The organism is Microbacterium halimionae (assembly GCF_011761265.1).
Classification (GTDB): Bacteria; Actinomycetota; Actinomycetes; order Actinomycetales; family Microbacteriaceae; genus Microbacterium; species Microbacterium halimionae.
Genome location: NZ_JAAOZB010000001.1, coordinates 1,470,051 through 1,494,042, shown reverse-complemented (window position 1 = coordinate 1,494,042; position 23,992 = coordinate 1,470,051). Strand labels below are relative to the sequence as shown.

Here is a 23,992-nt window from a genome sequence, read left to right as displayed (position 1 = left end):
GACCAACGCTACCCCTCCTGTGTTACGTAACATTTCCCTTTCGTTGTTGACAAGGCGAAGCATCCGTATTGTCGTTTTTGGCCGCGACGCCCGCCGTGTGCCGATCGACAGACTTCAGGAGTCAGATCATGTCCGCACCCGAAAACTGGCGCTTCGAAACCAAACAGATCCACACCGGCGCGCAGCCCGATCCCGTCACGAAAGCTCGCGCGACGCCGATCTACCAGACCACCTCTTACGTGTTCGACAACACCGAGCACGCCGCGAACCTCTTCGCACTGGCCGAATTCGGCAACATCTACACCCGCATTCAGAACCCCACGCAAGACGTCGTAGAGCAACGTCTCGCGGCTCTCGAGGGCGGTACCGGCGCGCTCCTCGTCGCTTCCGGTCAGGCCGCGGAGACTTTCGCGGTGCTGAACATCGCTGAAGCAGGCGATCACTTCGTCTCGTCAAGCTCGATCTACGGCGGCACGTACAACCTCTTCAAGTACACGCTCGCCAAGCTTGGCATCGAGGTCACCTTCGTTGAGAACCAGGACGACCTCGACGAGTGGCGCCGCGCAGTGCGCCCCAACACCAAGTTGTTCTTCGGCGAGACGATCGGCAACCCGCAGATCAACGTGCTCGACATCGCGGGAGTCGCAAGCGTTGCCCACGAGTCCGGTGTTCCGTTGATCGTCGACAACACGATCGCAACGCCCTACCTCATTCGTCCCTTCGAGCACGGTGCCGACATCGTCGTTCACTCTGCAACCAAATTCATCGGCGGCCACGGCACAACGATCGGCGGAGTCATCGTCGATGGTGGCTCGTTCGAGTGGTCAAAGAACGTCGAGAAGTTCCCCGGCCTCACCGAGCCTGACCCGTCCTACCACGGCGCCAGCTACACCGCAGCGGTGGGCGATGGTCTTGCCTACATCATCAAGGCGCGCGTGCAGCTGCTCCGCGACTTCGGTGCTGCTATCTCCCCCAACAGCGCATGGCTGCTCATCCAGGGGCTCGAGACACTGTCGCTTCGCATCGAACGCCATGTGCAGAACGCGCAAGAGATCGCCGAATGGCTTGAGAGCCTCGACGATGTCGCAAGCGTCAACTACTCCGGTCTTCCGACGTCGCCCTGGTACGCGGCAGCCAACAAGTACGCGCCCAAGGGCGTCGGCGCAGTGCTGTCCTTCGAACTCAAGGGTGGCGTTGAAGCGGGTCGCGAGTTTGTGAACAGCCTCGACCTGTTCAGCCACCTCGCCAACATCGGTGATGTGCGCTCGCTCGTCATCCACCCCGCGTCAACCACACACTCGCAGCTCACGCCCGAGCAGCAGCTCACATCCGGCGTGACTCCAGGACTTGTGCGTTTGTCGGTCGGCCTCGAGAACGTCGCCGACTTGAAAGCCGACCTCGAGCAGGCTCTTTCCGCCGCTCGTCGCGTGTCGGAGGCAGCGCGCGCCTAAACCCCACTGTGCAGGGGGATTGGATGCCTCGGCTCATGCGTCAACCAACGCTATGAGCCGAGGCATCCGTCGTTTTGCCACTCCGGCGTGACGTCATCGCTGTGACGTAATAGTCGTCGCGATCGCTCTGGAGCGCGAGACAATAGCGGTATGGACTGGCAGACCTCCGAAGACACGGTGCCGAGCGCACCCGTCACCGAAGCCGACGCTCGGTTCCTGCTCGGACGCCCCCCGGCGACCGGGGCATGGCGAGATGGTGATCCGGCAGGCGACAGGCAGTTCGCCGCATTCAGTGGATTTCGCACGGAGGGCGGTCGCGACCTGCCGAGCTACCGCATTGCCTACGAAACCTGGGGCGAGCTAAATACCGCACGCGACAACGCTATGCTCGTGCTGCACTCGTTGACCGGGGATAGCCATGTGCGCGGCGCCGCGTCCCCCGGGCATGCGACAGCCGGCTGGTGGGACGACATCATCGGACCGGGCGCAGCAATCGACACTGACCGCTGGTTCGTCGTGGCCCCCAACATGCTGGGCGGATGCCAGGGCTCAAGCGGCCCGGCAAGCATCGGCCCCGACGGCTATGAGTGGGCATCGCGGTTTCCGTATTTGACGATTCGCGATCAGGTCGCAGCCCAGCTCCCGCTCGCTGATGCTCTCGGTATCGATAAGTGGGGCGCGGTTGTAGGCGGCTCAATGGGAGGAATGCACGCGCTGGAATGGGCGATCATGGCCCCAGAGCGCGTGGAACGGCTCGCAGTATTTGCTGCTCCCCCGCATACGACCGCCGACCAGATCGCCCTAAACTCGGTGCAGCTCGAAGCAATCCGGATTGATCCGCGTTTCGCTGGCGGCGAGTACTACGACTCCGGAGACGGCGATGGACCCCACCGTGGACTCGCGCTTGCCCGTCGCATGGCCCTCCTTAACTACCGGAGCCCGACCGAGCTCAATCAACGTTTTCAACGCTCATGGCAGTCTGGCGTGAGCCCGCTGGGTCATGATGGCAAATTCGCGGTGGAGTCGTATCTCGATTTCCATGGCAACAAGTTCACTCGGCGCTTCGATGCAAACAGCTACCTCACGCTTGTTGAGGCCATGAATTCGCACGATATCGGTCGTGATCGCGGCGGGATCAACGATGCACTGGCCCGTATTACGGCAAAGACGCTTGTCGTCGGCGTCGACAGTGACCGCCTTTTCCCGATCGATGGGCAGCACACGATCGCTCGTGGTGTCGCACACGCGATCGACGGCGACAGCGCAGCTGTCACCACGAGCGACTTCGGTCACGACGGCTTCCTCATTGAGACCCCGGTCGTCGCAGCGCACCTCCGCCGTCTCCTCGAGTCGTAGCATCCGCCTCCGGCGCCTCCCCGAGCCGCAGCATCCACCCTCCGGCGCCCCACGCCCGTCCGGCGCCCCACGCCCGTCCGGCGCCCGACGCTCGTCCCCCGCTGTTGCCGTTTGACTCCGCCGAGGGGTCGCAACACGCCGCATCCGCGCGCGCTCGGCGGCGGGGCTACGGCGTGTTGCGGCCCTTCGCGAGCGGCAAACCCGCGGGGCGCGCGTTACGCGGCGGTTGGAATTGTGGTGCCGGTGCGGCGGGATGCCTCGACTCGAAAAGCGACGACCGTCACAACGAGTCCGCCAAGAGCGAGTGCCGCTCCCACCCATGCGGGGGCAACGTATCCCCAGCCAAGCGCGATGACGAGCCCGCCAAGGAATGCGCCGAGGCTGTTACCCATGTTGAGCGCGGAGTGATTGAGAGCCGCCGCAATCGACTGGTTGTCGCCGGCCACATCCATGAGGCGGGTCTGAATTGTCGGGCTGAGAGCCGCGCCGGTGAATCCCACCGCGAAAGCAAACAGACAGAGCGCAACGAACCATCCCGCGGTAAGAGCGAGCAAGCTCTGCACAATTGCCATCGCAATCAGACCCCGAATAAGCCACGCTTTGAGATCACGATCCGCGAGGTATCCGCCGACGATGTTTCCGACTGTCATCCCTAGGCCCACGATGATGAGCACGATCGGCACGAAGCCCTCTGTCATCCCCGCAACATGCGTGACCATCGGCGCAATATAGCTGTAGACGGCGAAGAAACCACCGAAACCAACCGCTCCGATGCCGAGCGAAAACCAGACCTGACCCACACGGAACACGCTGAGTTCGGCGCGAAGAGTGCGACCTGGTTGGCCTGGGTGATACGGCACGAAAACAGCGATCGCAATCGTCGCGAGCGCGAAGATTGCCGTCACCACGATAAAGGATGTCCGCCATCCGTACTGCTGGCCCAGGTACGTGCCGAACGGAACACCCACGACGTTTGCAACTGTCAGGCCGGTCAACACAAAAGCGACGCCCTTCGCACGCTTTCCAGGACCGAGCATGTCAGCAGCAACGAGAGCGCCGATGCCGAAATATGCACCGTGCGGAATGCCTGCCAAAAACCTGGAAGCCGCGACCAGCTCGAAGGTGGGCGCAAGAAATGTCAGAGCGTTGAACACTGTGAGAGAGAGCGCAAGCCCGATCATCACGGCACGCCGAGGGAATCGCGCAACAGAACCCGCGATGGTCGGGGCTCCCACAACGACTCCGAGCGCGTAAAGCGAAACAAGCCATCCGGCTTGGCCGATGGTTTCTTCTTGACTCGCCGCCCACTGTTCAGGGCGGAGCTCGGCAGCGATATTCGGCAATAGTCCGAGTACGACAAACTCGGTCATACCGATACCGAAGCTACCGATGGCGAGGGAGAGGAGCGCCCACATCGCCGTCCTCTTCGAAAAAGTCGAGGAGGTCACTCGGTCATATTAGCGGCGCCGACTTCCGTTCAGCGAATCGATTCGAAGCGGCGGTTCTATCTGCCGACGAAGATTCTCCACCGCGCTCGATCGCATCCTCGAGACGGTCGATCTTGGCGTCGATCTCGCCGGAGTAGCCGGGGCGAATGTCGGCCTTCAGCACCAGGGAAACCCGCGATCCATAGGGCATCACGGCATCCGTCGCAGCTTTCACGACCGCAAAAACTTCATCCCATTCGCCCTCGACCTCGGTGAACATCGATGTCGTGCGGTGCGGCAGCCCAGAGTCGCGTACGACCTTCACGGCCGCAGCAACAGCGTCGTGAACCGAGGCATCGGCGCTGCCGGTTCCACTAGGGGCAACAGAAAAAGCAATCAGCAAGAAAATCTCCTCGAAAAATCAACCAGCACGAATAAATCCGGATGCCTCAGCCCGCTCCGAGGGGGATTTCGACCATGTCGAGGCCCCGGCCAGAGCCACTACCGACCAGACAAACAGGGCGATGAGCAGTACATTCCGGAGCGTCAACAGGCCAACGGCCACCGGGTCGAGCGCCAACACGAGATTGTACAAAGTCGGATATACGAGCTGGGTGAGAGCAGCGATGATCAGCAGACCCACCGCCGGAACAAGCCATCGCTCTCGACGCAGCACAAGACCCACGATGACGGGCGCCGCGATCCACGCGATGTACTGGGGGGACCCAACTTTATTGAAGACGATGAACGCGAGCACGAGAGCGAACGACAGTGCCGGAAAGACCGCCGCAAAGCCGGCGCCGCGGCGTACTTTCCACGCGCCCAGCAGTGCAACACCGGCAACGGCTATGGCCATCAGCGGTGTCATGACCGCGATAACAGCGTCGACGTTGGGGCCGGTCGCCTGGTAGGTAAGCATGTCTGTGTCGTAGTAAATCCAGGCATCGCGAGAGCCGGCGATTGCCCGCCAAAGATACAGAGCACTGACCGGTGCCTCGATCTGGAGGCCTCGACCAGCCTGGTCTCCGATGAAACCGAAGGCATACTTGCCCCCACCGAACGCGAACACAACGCCCAGCGTCACCACCGAAACAATCAGCGCTCCGCCGATAACTGCAAAGCGCCTGCGAACCACGATGACAGCAGCAGCAATCACCGCGGCCGGCCACACTTTGATCCAGGTAGCAATCGATAGCAGCACAGAGCCTAGCCAGGGGCGACGCACGAGCCACAGTGAGCCGACGATCGCGAGGGGCACCGAAATGCCCTCAAGCCGATACATTCCGACAGGGCCAAGGAGCGCAATGAACGCGAGCCAGAACCAGGCTGCCATGCGGCGGCCCGACGACCTGCCACGCCCGACCAACACAGCGAACGCTGCGGCATCGACGAGTGTGACCACGATCGCCCACGCGACGATGTACCCGTCAATCCATGCGAACGCCCATGTTGCCAGCATCGGCAGGAGCGCTAGTTGGGGGTACACCCACTGCGAAGTGAGCCCAACAATTTCGTGTCCGCCGGCACCGCAGTAGCCTGACGTGCCGAACAAGGCGCAGCCCGACCAGGGTTCGTACACGAGGTACACATCACCCATGGGCTGGTTGGGCAAGATAAAACCGAGCAGAGCAACTGTGACGTGGACGAGCGCAAACACCACCCACAAGATCGCCCGCCTCGACACGCCCTCATCCTACGTGGCGAGCGATGAGATTCTTATCGGGTGAGTAGCTCTCCGATGGCGGCAGGCGTCGCATCCGCCACGTCAAGCGCGGTGATCGGCCCACCGAAAGCGCCGAAGCGCGCGGATGCCATGTCTCCCGCCCGCCCGTGCACCCAGGCGGCTGCCGCAGCGATCTCGGCTGCATCTGTCATGTTCATCATGTTGTCGCTGTGGGAAGCAACGAGTGCCCCCATGATTCCTGCAAGCACATCACCTGTTCCTGCTGTCGCAAGCCAGGGCACCCCAGCTTCCACCTCGATGACGGTTCCGTCCGGGGCCGCGACAAGGGTCGTGGAGCCTTTCAGCAGCACTGTGGCACCCAACGTCTTCGCGGTTTCTTGCACGGCGTTGACGCGTTCTCCGGTGGGATGGTCTGCCACGGCGCCGAGGCCAAGAAGCTGCCTTAGCCGGTCATGTTCGCGGCCATGCGGGGTCACAATCAACGGAGCGGTCGCTCCCACCGCAAGATCCATCGCTCCGGCATCCACCACGACAGGTACTTCACCCGAAAGGATGCCGCGCAGCGCTTCCGTCTCGTCGTCGCTGCGGGATGCGGCATCCGTTCCGGAGCCCAGGACCCACGCTTGCACCCGACCCGCCGCCGTCACCGTCTCGGGGCGGCGCGCGAGGACAAGGTCAGCGGCGCGCGGTGCGCCAATGTAGCGCACCATCCCGGTTCCCGCTCGCCATGCGGCTTCAACGCCGAGAACTGCAGCTCCCGGGTACTCGGCTGATCCGGTACGGATTCCCACAACACCCCGCGAATACTTGTCGTCGCTAGACAGCGGGCGCCGAATCCACTTCGCTGCATCCGAGGGAGTCCAAGAGCGAAGCGCAGTCATGCGCGCCACGTTACTCCGCTACGCTCGCTCACCGCCGCCGACGTGTGGCGTCCTGAACCTCGCCGATGAGCTCTTCGATCACGTCTTCGAGAAACAGCACTGCCGTTGTTTCGCCGGCGCGGGTGCGCACCTGCGCGAGGTGACGACCGGCACGACGCATGAGAGCGAGCGCGTCCTCGAGGTCGGTTGTCTCGAGGACTGGCACCATGTGGTGGATGCGCTTGGGGGGAATGGGCTTCACCACACTTGCGTCGGGATCTTTTCCTCCCGTCACACGCAAAACATCCTTCAAGTGCACGTACCCGGTAGGCACGCCGTCATCATCCACAATCACGTAGCGCGAGAATCCGTGCTGGGCAACAGCTCGCTCGATCTCATCGGCTGTCGTTGATGCCGGCAGCGTCACGAGGTCGGCAAGGGGCACCGCGACATCCTTTGCCTTCTTGTCGGTGAATTCAACGACGGCGGCGACAGTACCGGCACTGTCGTCGAGCACACCCTCAATGCGGGATTGGTTGACGATAGTGGCGACTTCTTCGAGAGTGAAGGTCGAGGCTGCTTCATCTTTCGGCTCAACGCGGAACAACCGCACGATGTGGTTCGCGATCCAGTTGAGGGTCACGATGATCGGGTGGAACACCTTTGAAAGCCATACCAGCGGCGGTGCGAGCATAAGCACGGCACGATCCGGAAGTGAGAATGCAAGGTTCTTCGGCACCATTTCGCCGAACACCACGTGCAAGTAAGAAACGATTACGAGAGCAATGATGAAGGCGATCGTGTCGACAGCACCCTCACTCAAACCGGTCAACCCCAGCGGACCAGCCAACAGGTGGTGAATCGCCGGCTCTGACACGTTCAAAATAAGAAGCGAACAGATTGTGATGCCCAGCTGGCACGTCGCCAGCATGAGGGTCGCGTGTTCCATCGCCCACAGCGCAGTCTTCGCCGATCGAGATCCCTGCTCAGCACGGGGTTCAATCTGCGAGCGGCGTGCTGAGATAACAGCGAACTCGGCACCAACAAAGAACGCGTTGGCCGCAAGCAGCACGACGAGCCAGGCTAATCCTGCCCAATCACTCATTGCGCTCACCCTCTTCACTGCTTTCGTTGCCGTCAGGGTCAACGGGTACAGGTCGCGGGACAAACTTCACGCGGTCAACACGCCTTCCGTCCATACGCGAAACAGTGAGCGTCCCGTCGTCAATCTCGATCTCGTCGCCGACGAGAGGAATCCGTTCCAGCTCACTCATAATGAATCCGCCGACGGTGTCGTACACGTCACCCGCCGGAACCCTGATCCCGCTGCGATCGCGCAGTTCATCCGGGCGGAGACTCGCGGGGAACGCGACCGAGTCGGAGCTATGCACGACGTCCGCGCGCCGGCGGTCATGCTCGTCGAGCACCTCCCCAACGATTTCCTCGACCAGATCCTCCAGTGTCACCACGCCGGCAGTGCCGCCGTACTCGTCGACGACGATGGCCATCTGATAGCCGCGTGCACGCAACTCTGAAACGAGAGCATCCAGGTGCACAGTTTCAGGAACGCGCAACGGTTCGGTGGCAAGAGCGGCCGCCGGCACATCGCGACGTCGATCGCGCGGCACGCTGATCGCAGCCTTCAGGTGCACAATTCCGACGATGTCATCCATCGACTCGTCGTAGACCGGGAATCGACTGTGCCCGGTCCGCCGCGCGATCGCAATCACGTCGTCGGCGGTGTCTCCGGCGGCGACGGCATGCACTCGCGGGCGCGGTGTCATGACGTCATCCGCGCTCAATCGTGCAAAGTTCAGGCTGCGATCCAGCAAGGAGGCCGTGTCCTTTTCCAACACACCGGCACTCGCAGAACGTCGCACCAAGCTTGATAGCTCTTCGGCAGTTCGGGCTCCGGAGAGTTCTTCTTTCGGCTCCACCCCAAATGACCGCAATATCGCGTTGGCGCTGCCGTTCAGCAGCCGCACCGCAGGACGGAACACTGTCGTGAAAGCAACTTGAAAAGGCATCACGAGTTTTGCCGTGGTGAGCGGAATCGCGAGCGCGAAGTTCTTCGGCACAAGTTCGCCGAGGATCATTGAGAAAATCGTTGCGATAGTAATACCGATGGTGGCCGCGACCGGAGTTGTGACAGCATCCGGAAGTCCCCAGGCGGTAAACAGCGGCCGTAACAGGCTCGAAATCGCCGGTTCCATCGTGTAACCGGTGAGGAGCGTCGTCAGCGTAATCCCCAGCTGCGCGCTCGAGAGGTGCGTCGAAGTGATGCGCAACGCACTGATGGTGAGCGCGAGACGAGATTCACCCGCAGTCTGACGCGCTTCGAGGTCGGCCCGATCGAGGTTCACGAGGGCAAACTCGCTCGCGACGAACAACCCGGTGCCGATTGTCAAGAGAAGCCCCACGCCGAGCATGACGTATTCCATCACGCATCACCTCCCAAGTGGGAGGGTGGTCGGTGGGGCGAGAGTCTGCAAGAAGGAGGGTCGTCCATTGTGCGGGTAATTCTATGCCACTCTTCCTTCGCACAAGCTGGGCTTCGGCATCCTTTCTTCCACGGCGAAATCTTCTTTTCCCGTCACCAGCTGACGGGAAGAGCCTTGCCCTCTTCGTAGCCCGCGGCCGATTGCAACCCGACGCGCGCGCGGGCGTGAAACTCTGCGATGCTCCCAGCACCGGCGTAGCTAAACGACGACCTCACTCCGGATGTGATCATGTCAAGCAGGTCTTCGAGCCCCGGCCGCAACGGGTCGAGGTAGATCTTCGACGACGAGATTCCCTCCGCGAAGAGTTCCTTCCTCGCACGCTCGTACGCATCGAGCCTTCCGAACCTGGCTTGGACAGCTTTGGTTGATGCCATCCCCCACGATTCTTTGTACGCTCGCCCATCGGCATCAAAGAGCACGTCTCCGGGAGATTCCACGGTGCCTGCGAACCACGAGCCGATCATCACGGATGCCGCTCCTGCGGCAAGGGCTAGTGCTACGTCGCGGGGATACCTGACTCCACCGTCCGCCCAGACATGCGCACCAAGGGCGCGCGCAGCCTCAGCGGTTTCGAGGACGGCAGAGAACTGCGGGCGCCCCACCGCCGTCATCATTCGGGTTGTACACATCGCGCCCGGACCAACACCCACTTTGAGAATATTGGCGCCAGCGTCGACAAGATCGTTCACGCCTTCAGCTGTCACAATGTTTCCGGCAACCAGTGGAATACCAAGGTTCAGGTCCGCGACCGAGCGAAGTGCCGTGAGCATTCCTTCTTGGTGCCCGTGTGCCGTGTCGACGACCAGCACATCGGCGCCGGCGGCGGCGAGCGCCGTCGCCTTCTCGGCTGCCTCGCCATTGATCCCGATGGCGGCACCGACGATTAGGCGATTATTGCTGTCGACCGCAGGCCGGTACAGGGTTGATCTGAGTGCGCTGCGCTGGGAAAGCGTGCCCACGACGTAGCCGTGATGCAAAACACAGACTGTGTCGGCTTCGGCCGCAACGATGAGGTCGAAAGCCGCACGCGCATCGACCACGTCGTCGGCGTCGACAGCCGGAGGGCGACCGCGCGTGAGGTCTCCCAATCGCGCGTCAGGGAGAGCAGTGCCTAGCCGCGGTGCGCTCACCACTCCGAGCACGTCATCGATGGAGAGCGGCGAGATCGTTGGGTCTGCGACAACAATCGCGTAGCCCTCGCTCGCCGGAAGAACGCGGGATGCCTCAGCGACTGTCACCGACGGGGACAACACGAGGGGTGTGTCCCACCGCACAGGCTGCGACTTGACCGATCGAATTGCCGCATCGAGCTCTTGCAGGGGAAGATCTTGCGGCAGGATTCCAAGGCCACCGCGACGCGCGAGAGTCGCGGCCAAACGGGGGCCCGTGACCGAGTTCATATTCGCTGAAACCAGCGGAATCGTGGCAGCTGTCCCGTCGAGCGGCGACAGGTCGACATTGAGGCGACTCGTCACGCTAGATCTGCGCGGAACCAGAAACACGTCCGAGTACGTGAGATCTACCTGAGGGCGTTCACCGGAGAAGTCCATGAGGCCCAAGGGTAGCCAGTCGCAGTGCTGAAGAGAACGTTACGAACACGTGCCGGGCCGAGTTGCCGTATGCCCAGGATCGAGCCTTCAGTCTGCGTTACGCTTGACGAAGTGCGTGCCGACCGAGGGTGGCCGAGCACGTCTCTCCATCTATGAAAGCGGGCGATCGAACGTGTCGAGCCAAGTGACGGGCGTCGGGGTGTCGAGCGAAGGGGAGTTCGGGGCCAACGAATGGCTCGTGGACGAACTTTACGAGCAGTTCAAAGTTGATAAGAATTCGGTAGATAAGGCCTGGTGGCCGGTACTCGAGTCTTACCATCCCGTAGACCCCGGGAGCTCCCAAGCCAGCGCTGGTGAGCCAAAGCCAGTCACCGCACCGATTCCTGTGATCGGTGCTCCTCCGGTTGCCCGCACCACGGCGAAACCGGCTGCACCACAACCGATTCCCGCACAGGCGCCAAATGTGCAGGCGAAGGCAAGCGAAGCAACATCCGAGCGCGAAGACTCCGTCACAGTTCTCAAGGGCATGACAAAGGCCCTTGCCGCGAACATGGACGAGTCACTCACAGTTCCGACCGCCACGAGCGTCCGCACTGTGCCCGCCAAGCTCATGATCGACAATCGAATTGTCATCAACAACCACATGTCGCGCACCCGTGGCGGCAAGGTGAGTTTCACTCATCTCATCGGTTGGGCACTCATTCAGGTCTTGAAAGAGTTCCCAAGCCAGAACGTGTTCTATTCCGAAATCGACGGCAAACCGTCGGTTGTCTCCCCCGCCCACGTCGGCCTCGGTATCGCCGTCGATATTCCAAAGCCAGACGGCTCCCGCGCGCTCATGGTGCCGAGCATCAAACGCGCTGACACCCTCACCTTCGATGAGTACCTCTCCGCGTACGAAGACCTCATCAAGCGCGCGCGCAACAACAAGCTCACAGGTGCCGATTTCCAGGGCACAACCCTTTCGTTGACGAACCCTGGCGGCATCGGCACCGTCCACTCGGTGCCTCGCCTTATGAAAGGGCAGGGCTGCATCATCGGCGCCGGCGCCCTCGAGTATCCGGCGGAGTTCCAGGGTTCGAGTGAGAAAACTCTCACCGAGCTTGGCATCGGCAAGACAATCACGCTTACGAGCACGTACGACCACCGCGTGATCCAGGGCGCAGGATCCGGCGAGTTCTTGAAAAAGGTTCACGAGCTGCTCATCGGGCAGCGCGGTTTCTACGACGACATCTTCGCCTCTTTGCGAATTCCCTACTCGCCCATCCAATGGGCAAGCGACATCAACGTCGACATCGCCGAGCGCGTCGACAAGACCTCACGCGTGCAAGAAATCATCAACTCGTACCGCGTACGCGGTCACTTGATGGCCGACATCGATCCGCTGGAGTACGCACAGCGGACACACCCTGACCTTGAAATCGAGAACCACGGGCTCACGTTCTGGGACCTCGACCGCTACTTCGTCACGGGCGGCTTCGGCGGCAAACGCCTGATGAAGCTTCGCGACATCCTGGGCGTTCTCCGGGACTCGTACTGCCGCACGATGGGCATCGAGTACATGCACATTCAAGACCCTGTGCAGCGCAGGTGGTTCCAGGACAACGTCGAGGTCAAGTATCAGAAGCCGGGTCACGACGACCAGCTGCGAGTACTGTCGAAGCTCAATGAGGCTGAGGCTTTCGAGACCTTCCTGCAGACGAAGTACGTAGGCCAGAAGCGGTTCTCGCTCGAGGGCAGCGAGTCCTTGATCCCCCTTATCGACGAGATTCTGCAGGGTGCCGCTACCGAAGGCTTGCAGGGCGCCGCTATCGGCATGGCTCACCGCGGTCGCCTGAATGCGCTGACAAATATCGCTGGCAAGACATATGGCCAGGTTTTCCGCGAGTTCGAAGGAACCAGCCAACCGGGCAATAAGCACGGCTCGGGAGATGTGAAGTACCACCTCGGTACCGAAGGAACTTTCGTTTCCGACTCCGGCGACGAAATGCCGGTGTACCTTGCTGCGAACCCGTCTCACCTCGAGACAGTCGACGGCGTACTCGAAGGAATCGTTCGGGCACGTCAGGATCGCGGTCCACTCGGAAGCTTCTCTTGGCTGCCGATTCTGGTGCACGGCGACGCTGCATTCGCCGGCCAAGGTGTTGTGGTAGAAACCCTCCAGATGTCGCAGCTACGGGGCTACCGTACCGGTGGCACGATCCACGTCGTGGTAAACAACCAAGTTGGCTTCACGACTCTGCCGCAGGACGGTCGCACCTCGGTGTACGCAACCGACGTCGCGAAAACAATCCAGGCTCCGATTCTTCACGTCAACGGCGATGACCCCGAAGCTGTCGTGCGTGTGGCTGAGCTCGCGTTCATGTATCGCCAGGAGTTCCATCGCGATATCGTCATCGACCTCGTCTGCTATCGACGTCGCGGACACAACGAGGGCGATGACCCCTCGATGACTCAGCCCCTCATGACGAACCTCATCGAGGCCAAGCGCTCAGTTCGACGCCTCTACACCGAATCGCTCGTCGGCCGCGGTGACATCACCGAGGAAGAGTACGACCAGGCCAAGCGTGACTTCCAGCAACGCTTGGAGATAGCATTCGCCGAAACCCACGAAGCACAAACGGGTACGTCCACCGTTGTTGCAGAGCCAGAACCCGAAGATACTCTTGCTGGCGAACCTGAGACCACCGGAGTGTCGACCGAGGTCGTTCAGCTCATCGGTGACACGTTCGTTAACAAGCCCGAGAACTTCACTGTGCACCCGAAGCTGCAGCAGCTTCTCGACAAGCGCCTCGACATGAGCCGAAAAGGCAACGTTGACTGGGCATTCGGAGAGCTCCTCGCCTTCGGATCACTTCTTGTCGAAGGCACCCATGTCCGCCTCGCGGGCCAAGACTCGCGCCGCGGCACTTTCGTGCAGCGCCACTCGGTTTTGCACGATCGGGCAAATGGCCAAGAGTGGATTCCGCTCACCAACCTCGGCGAAAACCAGGGACGCTTCTGGGTGTACGACTCTCTCCTGAGCGAGTACGCCACGATGGGATTCGAATACGGATACTCCGTAGAGCGGCCAGACGCGCTCGTCCTGTGGGAGGGCCAGTTCGGCGACTTCGCCAACGGTGCCCAGTCGATCATCGACGAGTTCATCTCTTCAGCGGACCAGAAATGGGACCAGCAGTCGAGCGTGGTGCTTCTCCTCCCCCACGGCTACGAAGGACAAGGCCCCGACCACTCGTCTGCACGCATAGAGCGTTATCTGCAGATGTGTGCGCAAGACAACATGACCGTGGCTCGTCCCTCGACTCCCGCGTCGTACTTCCACCTGCTGAGACGTCAGGCTTATGCCCGCCCGCGGCGGCCGCTGATCGTATTCACTCCCAAGGCGATGCTTCGCCTTCGCGGGGCGACGAGCCCCGTCGAAGACTTCACCTCGGGAAAGTTCCAGCCCGTGCTTGATGACACGCGCACCCTCAACAAGGCGTCGGTCAAGCGGGTGCTCTTGCACTCGGGAAAGATTCACTGGGATCTCCGTGGCGAGCTCGACAAGCACCCGAATGAAGAGGTCGCTCTCGTTCGCCTGGAGCAGTACTACCCGGCGCCGATTGCTGACCTCAACGCGATCGTCGACGAATACCCGAATGCGGAACTTGTATGGGTGCAAGATGAGCCCGAGAACCAGGGCGCGTGGCCCTTCATGGCTCTCGAGGTCTCAAAGCACCTGAAGGGTCGGACAATTCGCGGCATAACCCGCGAGGCAGCCGCGTCGCCGGCAACCGGCTCTCCAAAGGTGCACGCGATACAGCATGCGGCTCTCATGGAGCAGGCGCTCTCGCTCTGAGACAAACAAGACGCCCCTGACTGCAGAATGAAAATTCAGCAGCCAGGGGCGTCTTTGTATACGTCTAGTGGTGGCTGGCCTGCGCAGCGCGCAACGTGGCCATGACCTGGTCGCGCAATGTTTCCGGAGCAGACTCTCGGCACGCCCGAGCAAGAACGTCGGTCAGAGTCGTTGCGACAAGCGCCTCATCGCGACAGGCTGCGCAGTGCTCAAGGTGTTCTTGAATGTCTGCGTGCTGAGTGCTGCACATCTCGTTGCGCAAATACTCTTCGAGGTCTTTCCTCGCTTTTTCACAACCGCAATCGGTCATCTTTCAACTCCCAGAAGACGCGGGAACAATTCCCCGCTCAGTGGCGTATTCGGCAAGAAGGTCACGTAGCATTCGCCTGCCGCGATGCAGGCGACTCATGACCGTGCCGATAGGTGTTTTCATAATCTCCGCGATCTCTTGATACGCGAATCCTTCGACGTCTGCGAAGTACACAGCAAGACGAAAATCTTCCGGAATGGATTGCAGAGCATCCTTCACAGCGGAGGATGGCATCCGATCGATTGCCTCGGCTTCTGCGGACCGGGAGCTTGACGCAGTCGTGGACTCAGCGCCACCCAACTGCCAATCTTCGAGTTCATCGATGGTTCCCTGGAAGGGTTCCCGCTGCTTCTTTCGGTACGTGTTGATGTAAGTGTTCGTCAGGATGCGGTAGAGCCAAGCCTTTAGATTCGTTCCCTGCGTGAACCTATTCCACGACGAGAACGCCTTCACGAACGTTTCTTGCACAAGGTCAGCAGCATCTGCTGGATTGCGCGTCATACGCATTGCCGCTGCGTACAACTGATCCATGTACGGCAGAGCTTGATCCTCGAACTGTGTCCGCGGATCTGCAGAGGTCTCGCGCTCGTCATCCATCACCGGCCAGTCTACGTCGGCGACGTGATGCAAGAGCATCGGGCGCTCGAGCGTTGCGATCATAGCGTTCCTCCGTTCGGTGGTTCAGTAGGGTAGAACGCGATGAGCACTCACGGGTATTCCCCCGATTCCAAGGTCCCCCTGCAGAACGCCTGGCACGCACCAACCGCGACCGGGCCGCTGGGCGCGACGATGAGCGTTCCCGCATCAAAGTCGCTCACCAACCGAGAGCTCATTCTGGCTGCCATCGCTGACGGCCCGAGCCTCGTTCGCGCTCCCCTTCACTCCGATGATTCGGCGCGAATGGTCGACGCTCTTCGCGCTCTTGGGGTGGAGGTTACTGAGCACGCCGGTCATGGCCTGTTCGGGCCCGATCTCGCGATAACCCCCCGCTGGCCGTTGAGCGGCGGCGGAGTAGTGGATTGCGGCCAGGCTGGGACTGTAATGCGATTTGTCGCAGCGGTAGCGGGTTTCGCCGAAGGTGACGTCACTCTCACCGCGCATGAGAGCGCGCTCCATCGCCCGATGGGCGAGATGATTAAAGCGCTTCGTAGCGTGGGCCTCGATATCGACGACGGTGGTTCCTGGTCACTGCCGTTTACCGTGCGTGGACACGGGCAAGTACGCGGCGGCGAAGTAACCATGGATGCCAGCGCGTCGAGTCAGTTCGTATCCGGGCTTCTGCTCGCGGCGCCCCGCTTCGATGTCGGTCTTCATCTCATTCACAGCGGAAGCCGTCTGCCGAGCATGCCCCACATCGATATGACTGTTGAGACGCTGGCACACAGAGGCGTGCATGTCGAGCGCCCCACTCCCACCGAATGGATTGTTCCCCCCATGCCGCCGCGGGCGAAAGACGTGTCGATAGAGCCCGATCTTTCAAACGCAGCGCCATTTCTAGCTGCTGCGCTCGTCACGGCCGGGAGCGTGACGATAACCGGCTGGCCCGCGCACTCGACACAGCCGGGAATTTTGCTGAGTGACCTGCTGACGAGAATGGGTGGTCGAGCGTCGCGTCGTGCGGGCGCATTGACGATCACCGGCACAGGCCAGATCAACGGGGTCGACCTTGACCTGTCAGCCGCCGGAGAGCTTGCCCCCACGCTCGTAGGTCTTGCGACCTTGGCAGATGGGCCATCGACGTTCACAGGAATCGGCCATCTTCGCGGCCATGAAACCGATCGACTTGCCGCACTCGTCACCGAAATCCGCGGTCTCGGTGGCGAAGCCGAGGAACTCGCCGAGGGCATCCGCGTCGTCCCACGATCGCTGAATGGCGGGACGTGGCACGCACATCATGATCACCGCATGGCGACGACTGGCGCGCTCATCGGGTTGGCAGTTCCAGGCGTTCACGTCGACGACATCGGCACCACCGCGAAGACGATGCCGGAGTTTCCAGATTTGTGGCAGCAGCTTCTTGGAAGCATTGAGATGGGCACCGCGTGAGTTGGCTCAATGACGACGACGACGATGATGCGGCTTTCGACGAGTCATCCATTCGTATGCGGCCAAACCCCAAAGCAAACCGTCCCCGCACGAAGCGCCGCCCGGCTCATGCTGATGCGCAGAGTGCTCGCGTCCTCGGCGTTGGTCGGGGTAGATATACGGTATTAGTCGCAGAAGACACCCCGGAAGAGCACGAAGTCCTTGCTGTGCGCGCGCGCGAGCTGCGCAAGAGGCCGATCGTTACCGGTGACATCGCTCGAGTCGTTGGAGACACAACCGGCGAACAAGGCACGCTCTCGCGAATCATCGGTATCGAAGATCGAAAAACTCTGCTCAGGCGTAGCGCCGACGACACCGACCAGGTCGAACGAGTCGTCGTCGCCAATGCCGACCAAATGCTTGTCGTTGTCGCTGCCGCGGACCCCGAGCCGCGCGCGCGCCTCGTCGACAGGTATCTTGTCGCAGCACTGGATGCCGGCATCCGTCCATTGCTCGTTGTGACGAAAACAGATCTTGCCGACCCGGCCGCGTTCTTGTCCCATTTTGAGGGCGTCGATCTTGACGTATTCACAAGCGCCAAAGGCGAGATGCCGCTTGAGCGAATCGGGGCAGCGATCACAGGACACTCGACGGTTTTCGTCGGACATTCTGGGGTAGGAAAGTCGACGCTGGTGAACGCGCTTGTTCCCTCGGCGCAACGCGCCACTGGCCACGTCAATGACGTCACTGGCCGCGGACGTCACACGTCGTCGTCGACGGTGTCTCTGCGTTACCGGGGGCCGGAGGGCAACGGCTGGGTCATCGACACTCCCGGAGTCCGCTCGTTTGGACTGGGACACGTCGATCCGACCCACATCATCGATGCGTTCACTGAACTCGCCCTCATCGCCCAAGACTGCCCACGCGGGTGTACTCATCTGCCGGATGCCCCCGACTGCGCTCTTCAAGAGGCCGTCGCCGACGGGCGGCTTGGACCGACCGGCGCCGCGCGCCTAGATTCGCTTCAGCGCCTACTCACGACCTTCGCGACACCCTAAGAACAAGTCGTCCGCCATGGCCGCTTGGCGCGCGATGAGTAGCAGCGTTACCCAGATTAGGCTTGTGGTGTGACGAATCTTCAAGAAGGCACCCCTGCACCCGACTTCTCTATGGTCAATCAAGACGACGCCGTCGTCTCACTCGCGGCCCTCCGCGGCGAGCGCGTTATTCTCTATTTCTACCCCGCAGCGATGACACCAGGCTGCACAACGCAAGCCTGCGACTTCCGCGACAGCCTGGCACCCCTCCAGGCGGCCGGCTACACAGTGCTGGGAGTTTCACGCGACTCAACTGAAAAGCTCCGAGCTTTTCGTGAGCGCGACGGTATTACCTTCGATCTACTGAGCGACCCCGACCACGCTGTTCACGAGGCGTATGGCGCGTGGGGCGAGAAGAAGAACTACGGCAAGACTGTCGTCGGGGTTGTGCGGTCGACTTTTGTGATCGACGAGAACGGCCTCATTGAGCACGCGCTCATCAACGTGAAAGCGACGGGTCACGTGGCTCGCTTACGCACGATGCTCGGCGTCGGCGCATAGCTGCGACTTACTCAGACGGCGCGTCACCGCCGCGGCCAGCACGCCATGCGACCAGCACCAACGCAATGAAGGTGACGAGCGCGGGCAGGCCGATGCCAACGGCGACCAGCGGGTGTGCGAACTCCCCTGTGGCGGCTCCCAGTGCTACCGCGAGGATGAGAAGCTGAGCGACGATGCCGCCCGAGCGGCCCCACGAGCCTCCACGTAAGACCGCCACAGCGAATGAGGCGAGGGCAACTGCACCGATCACCGTCAGCACAGCCAAAGCGAGGGCCGTTGCTATCGCCCCGGTGTCACCGTCAAGCATGGCCATCACTTGCCATGCCGTGAGCATCGCAAGCCCGAATGCTTCGAGAGCCAGGAGCGTTGCGGACGTTCTCGTAACGCCGTCTTTGTGCAAGTGCTGGCCTCTCGGTGGTTTGCGTGATGCCGCTGGCAAAATCTTCGCGCGAAACCCACACGAAACAAGAGTTAACCCTTGATTCACCTTCATGGCTGTGGGACGATGGGAGACGTCGTGTGCTCCCACAGCGGCGTGGGGCGAGCAAGAGTCTCGCGCACCACAAAAAGGATATCGGACACTGTTCCGACCCTGAAATCGCCCGTTAAATCGTCGTCTGCCCCAAGGAGCACCACTATGGATTGGCGTGACAAAGCCGCTTGTCTCACTGTCGACCCCGAATTGTTTTTTCCAGTAGGAAACACCGGGCCCGCTGTCGATCAGATCGAGAAAGCCAAGGCCGTGTGCTCTAGTTGCACCGTCACTGAAATTTGCCTGCAGTACGCACTCGAGTCTGGACAAGACTCGGGTGTGTGGGGTGGTCTTTCCGAGGACGAGCGTCGCGCGCTCAAGCGTCGGGCTGCCCGTGCCCGTCGCGCAAGCTGACCAACAGCACCGTCGCGCAAGCTGACAAACAACCGCAGTAACTTTAAAGCCACCCACCGCTCCTGTGAGCAGTGGGTGGCTTTATTCGTGCGCTGGCTTACGACTTGTCGCCAGCGATGTAGCGAAGCGGAATATCGATCGTCACTTCGGTGCCGCTGCCCATGATCGTGTGCCAGTCGATCGTGCCGCCAAGTTCGCCTTGAATCAGGGTCCGCACGATCTGTGTTCCGAGACCCCGGCCGACCTGACCTTCCGGTAGACCTGAACCGGTGTCGCGTACGCGAACTTCCAGACGCGTTTCGTTTCGATCGGCGCTGATTTCCACGTCGCCTTCGCGGCCTGCGAGCCCGTGCTCGACGGCATTCGTCACAAGCTCGGTGAGCGCCAGTGACAGCGGGGTGGCGTACTCGCTGGGCAGGATGCCGAACTCCCCCGTCGTACGAGTGCGTGCGCGCGTCGTCGGGGAGGCCGCTACCTCCGCGACAAGTTTCATGACGCGTGCGAACACATCGTCAAAGTCGACGTTCTGAGCGAGCCCCTCCGACAGGGTGTCGTGTACCACTGCGATAGCTGAAACTCGCCGCATGGCTTGCGTCAATGCGTCTCGCGCTTCGTCCGAGTGTGTGCGTCGCGCCTGGATCCGCAACAACGACGCGACGGTCTGCAGATTGTTCTTTACGCGGTGATGTATCTCACGAATCGTTGCGTCTTTTGTGATCAGCTCTTGGTCGCGGTGTCGCAGTTCGGTGACATCGCGGCATAGCACGATCGCGCCGATTCGGGTGCCGTGATCACGCAGGGGAATAGCGCGAAGCGAGACGGTAACGCCGCGTGCTTCGATGTCGCTCCGCCATGGCGCGCGGCCGGTAGCAACGACCGGGAGCGATTCATCGAACTGACGTTTGTCAGGCAATATTTCGGTGATGACCTCGACGAGAGATTCACCCTCGAGCTCATCGTCGAAGCCCATGCGATTGAACGCCGAGAGCGCATTGGGGCTCGCAAACGTCGTGGTGCCATCGACGTCGAGGCGGATAAGACCATCAGAAGCACGAGGCGCGCCACGTCGTGGGGCTGTGGGAGCCGACATGTCAGGAAAGTCTGACGCGGCGATCATGCCGAAAAGTTCGTCGGCACAATCGTTGAATGTAATTTGCTGACGAGAAGGTGTGCGGGTCTCGCCGAGGTTGGTGTGACGCGTCAGCACACCGATTGCGGCTACATTTTCGCCGTTTCGAGGCCTGGTCCGGAGAATCGGCACCGCCCTCACGCGCGTGGGCGTTTCTTCAAACCAGTCAGGAGATGCGGAATCCACGATCTGGCCGGTACGGAAGGCGTCACGAACTTGAGTACGCCACTGGGGACGCACCTGGTCGCCCACGATGTCGCGGTAGAAGAGCGTAGCCGCCCCGCTTGGCCGCGTGTGCGCGACCGCGACAAACGAATCATCTGCCGTTGGAACCCAGACGACGATGTCAGCGAACGCGAGGTCAGCGAGGAGTTGGCCGTCTCCTGCGAGGCGGTGTAGCCACTCGATGTCAGCGTCATCGGAGAAGCCCTGGGCAGAAACGAGATCGCTAAGGGTCGACACGTCACCAGCCTACGTGCCCGGAGTGAATCTCATCCGCGCGCGGCTACAGCTCGTCTACTTACTCGCCGCTGCGCGCTCCGCGACGGCGCGGCGACCGGTAGCGAGTTGGTCAGCACCGCTTCACCGGTAAAGCGACGAAGTGCAAGCGTTATCGCTGAACGCGGTGAAAGATCGCCAATTGCACGAGAGGCGAGCATGGCCGCATCTGCGGCCCGAGCATCTTCTGGAACAAACCAGACTTCATCGATGCCAGCAAACCTCTGGAGCGTGCGTCGGATTTGGCCCCGCGCATCAACGCCCAGTGCGCCAGGCCGCAGCCGGTTCGCGATCACCAACACGCGCGTGGTACCAATCGTCGCGCGCAGTTCCGAGTAGGCCCGCAAGAATCGAGCTACGCCAGACGGGTCGGCGGAGAGTACAGCAACCACAAGATCCGCAGCCGCGAGCGATGTGAGTGTGGCGGCATTTCGCCGCGGCCCTTCGTGAAGATCACTCACGATCTCCTCATCTCGCTCTAAAGATGCGGCAACATCGATCACGGTGTGATCGGCCCAAAAGCGGGATGCCTGGAGCACCTGAGATAGCCGACTCGCACTTATTTCTGGCCAGCGAGATGGGCGATTGATTCCGGTGAGCACGTCGAGACGGCCATCGCTTCCGCCTACGCTCGTGCTCACTCGCTCGAGTTCGGCGATGTCGAGGCCGCCGAATTCAGCCTGGCGGCATGCTGCCGCAAGCCCTGGTGCTTCGTCGGAGAGCCCCAGCGCCAGCGCCAGCGACGGCGCGTGCGTGTCAGCGTCGACGAGCGCGATATGTCGTCCCCCGCGGGAAAGCTCCAGCGCGAGCTCGGTAGCGAGCATTGAACGCCCCGGGGCACCGTGCGCGCCCCACACCGCGACGATGCCAGGCAAACGCACGCGACCCGGCGACGCCTGAGAAAGAGCGAGCGGCGCGTTTAGCGCGGCAACAATGCTGGTCGCGTCTGTACCAAGATCGAGCGCATCGCTGAGCCCAAAAGCAGCAACCAGACGGCGATCTGCCGGATCTGCACACAGCGCCAAGATGCGAGCCCCCGCCCTATCGCACCAGCTGACGCACGCATGTGTCAGCGTGCTCGGAGACGCCTGTAGTACTACCCAATCGATATCGGTGGGAGGGCGGGCCCCTTCGGATCCTGCTGCTGTATCGATCGCTCCGGCGCGAGTCACCTCGGCGACTTCGATGCCAAATCGAGCAAGCTCGTCGGCGAGATGCGTTGCGCGACGGGCGTCAGCGGCAATGATCACCCTCACGGTGCGGTGCCTCCCGTCGGTACCACCGATATTCGTGCTTCCTGCGCGATGGCGTCAAGCACATCGGCAACGTCCGCTCGAGGAATCACCAGCTCTACCTGAGTGCCGTTTTGGCCGATAACAGCATCGTCTTGATCAATCAGCGCCACCGTCGCATCGCCGATGAGGATTCTTGGTGCGCCATATGTGCCGTCGGTATCCAGCGGGGTCGACCAGATCTCCACCGCGGAGCCGGCAGTGACGGCGTCGGGAATCGCAATACTGCTTGTTAGCGCAATTGTGGTGGTGAGTGCCATCGATGCGGTCCCGAGAGCACTCGAGGGAACAAGCTCACCGCTTTCAATCGTTCTGAGCGCGACGGAATCAACGGGCAGCGAGTCGGGCGAGAGATACGCATCAATCTGGCCCAGCGCGACATCCACGACCCGAAGGTCTGATGTCTCGATCTTCTCGCCGGGCACAATCGTGCGGGATGCTGCGAGCACTGGCACCGTTGTTTGGGCAGCCGCGACGACTGCCCAAACGCCGGCGATCGAGAGCACGATCAAGCCGATGCCTAAAAGAAATCGCACGTCACCCCAGACACGACGGGGGCGCACCAGGGGTTGTGTACGCGAAGTCATGGCCCAATAGTGACCGAGCTTTCCCGATTGCGCCCACCGTTATCCACAGCACCGCGCGTACAGCCGTCGATGTCCGCCGGGGCACGGATAATGAGGAACATGCCCGAATCTCCCGTGCCCGGCGCGCGCATGCTCGCGCCCGCGCAGGTCGCGGAAATGCTCACGCTTTCGATCGATGACGTGATTTCGCTTGTTCTCGAGGCCCGCTTGCGTGGGTCGAAAGTCGGAACTCCCGGGCAGTGGCGTATCGAGGCAGAAAGCGTTGTCGACTATCTCGACGAGCAGGCCGAAGAAGCGCGCCGAATGGCGTTGTGGCGACAGTCGAACGCCGCGAGCTTTCCCGAACTCTGGGGCCGTGGTCACGTCAGCAAACCCGACTGAGGTCGTCAGATACGCGAGCTAGCGGTGTCGAGACGCAGTGACGCTATCGCACCAAACGGCACTAGTCGAAGTCCGGTGACTTCGCTTTCGCGTCGCGCGACCCCGCGGTCGTGAAGAGCGAGGTCAAGATGATCAGCGCCGGCTCGATCAATGGTTCCCGATAGCTGTTTTCCATCGATAAGAATCAAAGTCACAGGTATTCGGCGGCGCATAAAGTCGCGCATGATGAATCCCCATGTCATCGTGTCTTCCAGTGCACGACGACGTGGTTCAGATGACCGCTCAACGCTCACCGCCATCGTGCGCTCTACACCGACGGATAGCAACGCGCCGAGCGGCACAACCATTGCCCCAGCTGCCGCGCCGTCAAGGGCAACCCAGTCAACTCCCACCGCTGAGAGCACGCCCGAGACATCACCGCCCTCTGTCGACAGACGAATGAACGCAGCTCCGACTGCGAAGCTCAAAAGTCTCTCTCGAAACGTGACGGCGGCAAGCCGCAGTCGTGTTGATTCGCTCTCGAGCGCCGCCCGCTCGGCTGCTTGTTCGCCCGCAAATTGCTGCTCGACGTCGTCAAAGAACCTGTCCCACTGCACGGCTGGACACTACGACATCTCAA

The 23,992-nt window shown here is 61.5% G+C and carries 22 protein-coding genes; 8 read left to right on the top strand and 14 right to left on the bottom strand.

The features are described 5' to 3' along the window. Positions 1-128 precede the first annotated feature (128 nt). Both FHS06_RS06800 and metX read left to right on the top strand, forming a co-directional pair. On the top strand, positions 129-1,451 hold the full coding sequence (locus FHS06_RS06800) for a bifunctional o-acetylhomoserine/o-acetylserine sulfhydrylase (RefSeq protein WP_167047127.1): 1,323 nt from the start codon (positions 129-131) through the stop codon (positions 1,449-1,451). A 150-nt stretch (positions 1,452-1,601) separates the two neighbouring features. Beyond that, on the top strand, positions 1,602-2,807 hold the full coding sequence (metX, locus tag FHS06_RS06795; protein WP_167047124.1) for a homoserine O-acetyltransferase MetX: 1,206 nt from the start codon (positions 1,602-1,604) through the stop codon (positions 2,805-2,807). Positions 2,808-3,022: 215 nt separating this feature from the next. Here the strand turns inward: metX and FHS06_RS06790 are convergent, their stop codons facing one another. The 7 genes from FHS06_RS06790 to guaB1 all read right to left on the bottom strand — a co-directional run bounded on the left by FHS06_RS06790 (position 3,023) and on the right by guaB1 (position 10,829). Further along, positions 3,023-4,222 (bottom strand): MFS transporter, encoded by a 1,200-nt coding sequence (locus FHS06_RS06790; RefSeq protein WP_182486519.1) that lies wholly within the window; start codon positions 4,220-4,222, stop codon positions 3,023-3,025. Between the two features lie 37 nt (positions 4,223-4,259). Further along, positions 4,260-4,637, bottom strand: a complete 378-nt coding sequence (locus FHS06_RS06785; protein WP_167047118.1) for a thiamine-binding protein — start codon at positions 4,635-4,637, stop codon at positions 4,260-4,262. 18 nt (positions 4,638-4,655) lie between these two features. Beyond that, positions 4,656-5,918, bottom strand: a complete 1,263-nt coding sequence (locus tag FHS06_RS06780; RefSeq protein ID WP_167047115.1) for a glycosyltransferase 87 family protein — start codon at positions 5,916-5,918, stop codon at positions 4,656-4,658. 32 nt (positions 5,919-5,950) lie between these two features. Beyond that, complete coding sequence (locus FHS06_RS06775) at positions 5,951-6,799, bottom strand: ADP-dependent NAD(P)H-hydrate dehydratase (protein ID WP_182486502.1); 849 nt, start codon at positions 6,797-6,799, stop codon at positions 5,951-5,953. 28 nt (positions 6,800-6,827) lie between these two features. Next, entirely contained in the window at positions 6,828-7,883 is a 1,056-nt protein-coding gene (locus tag FHS06_RS06770; protein ID WP_167047109.1) for a hemolysin family protein, read from the bottom strand. Beyond that, entirely contained in the window at positions 7,876-9,219 is a 1,344-nt protein-coding gene (locus FHS06_RS06765; RefSeq protein WP_167048070.1) for a hemolysin family protein, read from the bottom strand. Before FHS06_RS06765 ends, FHS06_RS06770 begins: the two co-directional genes overlap by 8 nt. 152 nt (positions 9,220-9,371) lie before the next feature. Then, the gene (guaB1, locus tag FHS06_RS06760) at positions 9,372-10,829 is read right to left on the bottom strand and encodes a GMP reductase (RefSeq protein ID WP_167047106.1); all 1,458 of its coding nucleotides are present in this window, start codon (positions 10,827-10,829) and stop codon (positions 9,372-9,374) included. A 172-nt stretch (positions 10,830-11,001) separates the two neighbouring features. Here guaB1 and FHS06_RS06755 point away from each other — a divergent pair, with 172 nt between their 5' ends. After that, positions 11,002-14,667, top strand: coding sequence for a multifunctional oxoglutarate decarboxylase/oxoglutarate dehydrogenase thiamine pyrophosphate-binding subunit/dihydrolipoyllysine-residue succinyltransferase subunit (locus FHS06_RS06755; RefSeq protein WP_167048066.1), 3,666 nt, complete (start codon positions 11,002-11,004; stop codon positions 14,665-14,667). Positions 14,668-14,731: 64 nt separating this feature from the next. Here FHS06_RS06755 and FHS06_RS06750 read toward each other — a convergent pair whose 3' ends face one another. Both FHS06_RS06750 and FHS06_RS06745 read right to left on the bottom strand, forming a co-directional pair. After that, positions 14,732-14,977, bottom strand: coding sequence for a zf-HC2 domain-containing protein (locus FHS06_RS06750; RefSeq protein ID WP_167047103.1), 246 nt, complete (start codon positions 14,975-14,977; stop codon positions 14,732-14,734). 3 nt (positions 14,978-14,980) lie between these two features. Further along, on the bottom strand, positions 14,981-15,637 hold the full coding sequence (locus FHS06_RS06745) for a sigma-70 family RNA polymerase sigma factor (protein WP_167047100.1): 657 nt from the start codon (positions 15,635-15,637) through the stop codon (positions 14,981-14,983). A 39-nt stretch (positions 15,638-15,676) separates the two neighbouring features. Here FHS06_RS06745 and aroA point away from each other — a divergent pair, with 39 nt between their 5' ends. From aroA to bcp, 3 genes are all read left to right on the top strand, one after another. After that, entirely contained in the window at positions 15,677-17,023 is a 1,347-nt protein-coding gene (gene aroA, locus FHS06_RS06740; RefSeq protein ID WP_167047097.1) for a 3-phosphoshikimate 1-carboxyvinyltransferase, read from the top strand. Beyond that, a complete protein-coding gene (gene rsgA / locus FHS06_RS06735) occupies positions 17,020-18,060 on the top strand; it encodes a ribosome small subunit-dependent GTPase A (protein ID WP_167047094.1) in 1,041 nt (346 codons plus the stop codon). The genes aroA and rsgA overlap by 4 nt, the downstream gene beginning before the upstream one ends. A gap of 69 nt (positions 18,061-18,129) precedes the next feature. Further along, on the top strand, positions 18,130-18,600 hold the full coding sequence (bcp, locus tag FHS06_RS06730) for a thioredoxin-dependent thiol peroxidase (protein ID WP_167047091.1): 471 nt from the start codon (positions 18,130-18,132) through the stop codon (positions 18,598-18,600). Positions 18,601-18,607: 7 nt separating this feature from the next. Here bcp and FHS06_RS06725 read toward each other — a convergent pair whose 3' ends face one another. Then, on the bottom strand, positions 18,608-19,000 hold the full coding sequence (locus tag FHS06_RS06725) for a histidine kinase (protein WP_167047088.1): 393 nt from the start codon (positions 18,998-19,000) through the stop codon (positions 18,608-18,610). A 237-nt stretch (positions 19,001-19,237) separates the two neighbouring features. On the opposite strand from FHS06_RS06725, the gene FHS06_RS06720 reads away from it, so the two are divergent. After that, complete coding sequence (locus FHS06_RS06720) at positions 19,238-19,486, top strand: WhiB family transcriptional regulator (RefSeq protein ID WP_165139057.1); 249 nt, start codon at positions 19,238-19,240, stop codon at positions 19,484-19,486. 97 nt (positions 19,487-19,583) lie between these two features. Here the strand turns inward: FHS06_RS06720 and FHS06_RS06715 are convergent, their stop codons facing one another. The 3 genes from FHS06_RS06715 to FHS06_RS06705 are packed head-to-tail and all read right to left on the bottom strand — an operon-like array spanning position 19,584 to position 22,992. Next, entirely contained in the window at positions 19,584-21,077 is a 1,494-nt protein-coding gene (locus FHS06_RS06715) for a sensor histidine kinase (protein ID WP_167047085.1), read from the bottom strand. A 29-nt stretch (positions 21,078-21,106) separates the two neighbouring features. Further along, positions 21,107-22,369 (bottom strand): CpaE/TadZ family protein, encoded by a 1,263-nt coding sequence (locus FHS06_RS06710; RefSeq protein ID WP_167047082.1) that lies wholly within the window; start codon positions 22,367-22,369, stop codon positions 21,107-21,109. After that, positions 22,366-22,992, bottom strand: a complete 627-nt coding sequence (locus tag FHS06_RS06705; protein ID WP_167047079.1) for an SAF domain-containing protein — start codon at positions 22,990-22,992, stop codon at positions 22,366-22,368. Before FHS06_RS06705 ends, FHS06_RS06710 begins: the two co-directional genes overlap by 4 nt. 99 nt (positions 22,993-23,091) lie before the next feature. Here FHS06_RS06705 and FHS06_RS06700 point away from each other — a divergent pair, with 99 nt between their 5' ends. Then, on the top strand, positions 23,092-23,373 hold the full coding sequence (locus tag FHS06_RS06700; RefSeq protein WP_182486503.1) for a helix-turn-helix domain-containing protein: 282 nt from the start codon (positions 23,092-23,094) through the stop codon (positions 23,371-23,373). Between the two features lie 5 nt (positions 23,374-23,378). Here the strand turns inward: FHS06_RS06700 and FHS06_RS06695 are convergent, their stop codons facing one another. Continuing rightward, positions 23,379-23,969, bottom strand: coding sequence for a hypothetical protein (locus tag FHS06_RS06695; protein ID WP_167047076.1), 591 nt, complete (start codon positions 23,967-23,969; stop codon positions 23,379-23,381). Positions 23,970-23,992 lie beyond the last annotated feature (23 nt).

Coding starts and splice junctions, on each gene's coding strand:
- FHS06_RS06800 (WP_167047127.1), top strand. CDS start 129: ATGTCCGCACCCGAAAACTGGCGCTTCGAAACCAAACAGATCCACACC.
- metX (WP_167047124.1), top strand. CDS start 1,602: ATGGACTGGCAGACCTCCGAAGACACGGTGCCGAGCGCACCCGTCACC.
- FHS06_RS06790 (WP_182486519.1), bottom strand. CDS start 4,222: ATGTGGGCGCTCCTCTCCCTCGCCATCGGTAGCTTCGGTATCGGTATG.
- FHS06_RS06775 (WP_182486502.1), bottom strand. CDS start 6,799: ATGACTGCGCTTCGCTCTTGGACTCCCTCGGATGCAGCGAAGTGGATT.
- FHS06_RS06770 (WP_167047109.1), bottom strand. CDS start 7,883: ATGAGTGATTGGGCAGGATTAGCCTGGCTCGTCGTGCTGCTTGCGGCC.
- FHS06_RS06765 (WP_167048070.1), bottom strand. CDS start 9,219: ATGGAATACGTCATGCTCGGCGTGGGGCTTCTCTTGACAATCGGCACC.
- guaB1 (WP_167047106.1), bottom strand. CDS start 10,829: ATGGACTTCTCCGGTGAACGCCCTCAGGTAGATCTCACGTACTCGGAC.
- FHS06_RS06750 (WP_167047103.1), bottom strand. CDS start 14,977: ATGACCGATTGCGGTTGTGAAAAAGCGAGGAAAGACCTCGAAGAGTAT.
- FHS06_RS06745 (WP_167047100.1), bottom strand. CDS start 15,637: ATGATCGCAACGCTCGAGCGCCCGATGCTCTTGCATCACGTCGCCGAC.
- aroA (WP_167047097.1), top strand. CDS start 15,677: ATGAGCACTCACGGGTATTCCCCCGATTCCAAGGTCCCCCTGCAGAAC.
- FHS06_RS06720 (WP_165139057.1), top strand. CDS start 19,238: ATGGATTGGCGTGACAAAGCCGCTTGTCTCACTGTCGACCCCGAATTG.
- FHS06_RS06705 (WP_167047079.1), bottom strand. CDS start 22,992: ATGACTTCGCGTACACAACCCCTGGTGCGCCCCCGTCGTGTCTGGGGT.
- FHS06_RS06700 (WP_182486503.1), top strand. CDS start 23,092: ATGCCCGAATCTCCCGTGCCCGGCGCGCGCATGCTCGCGCCCGCGCAG.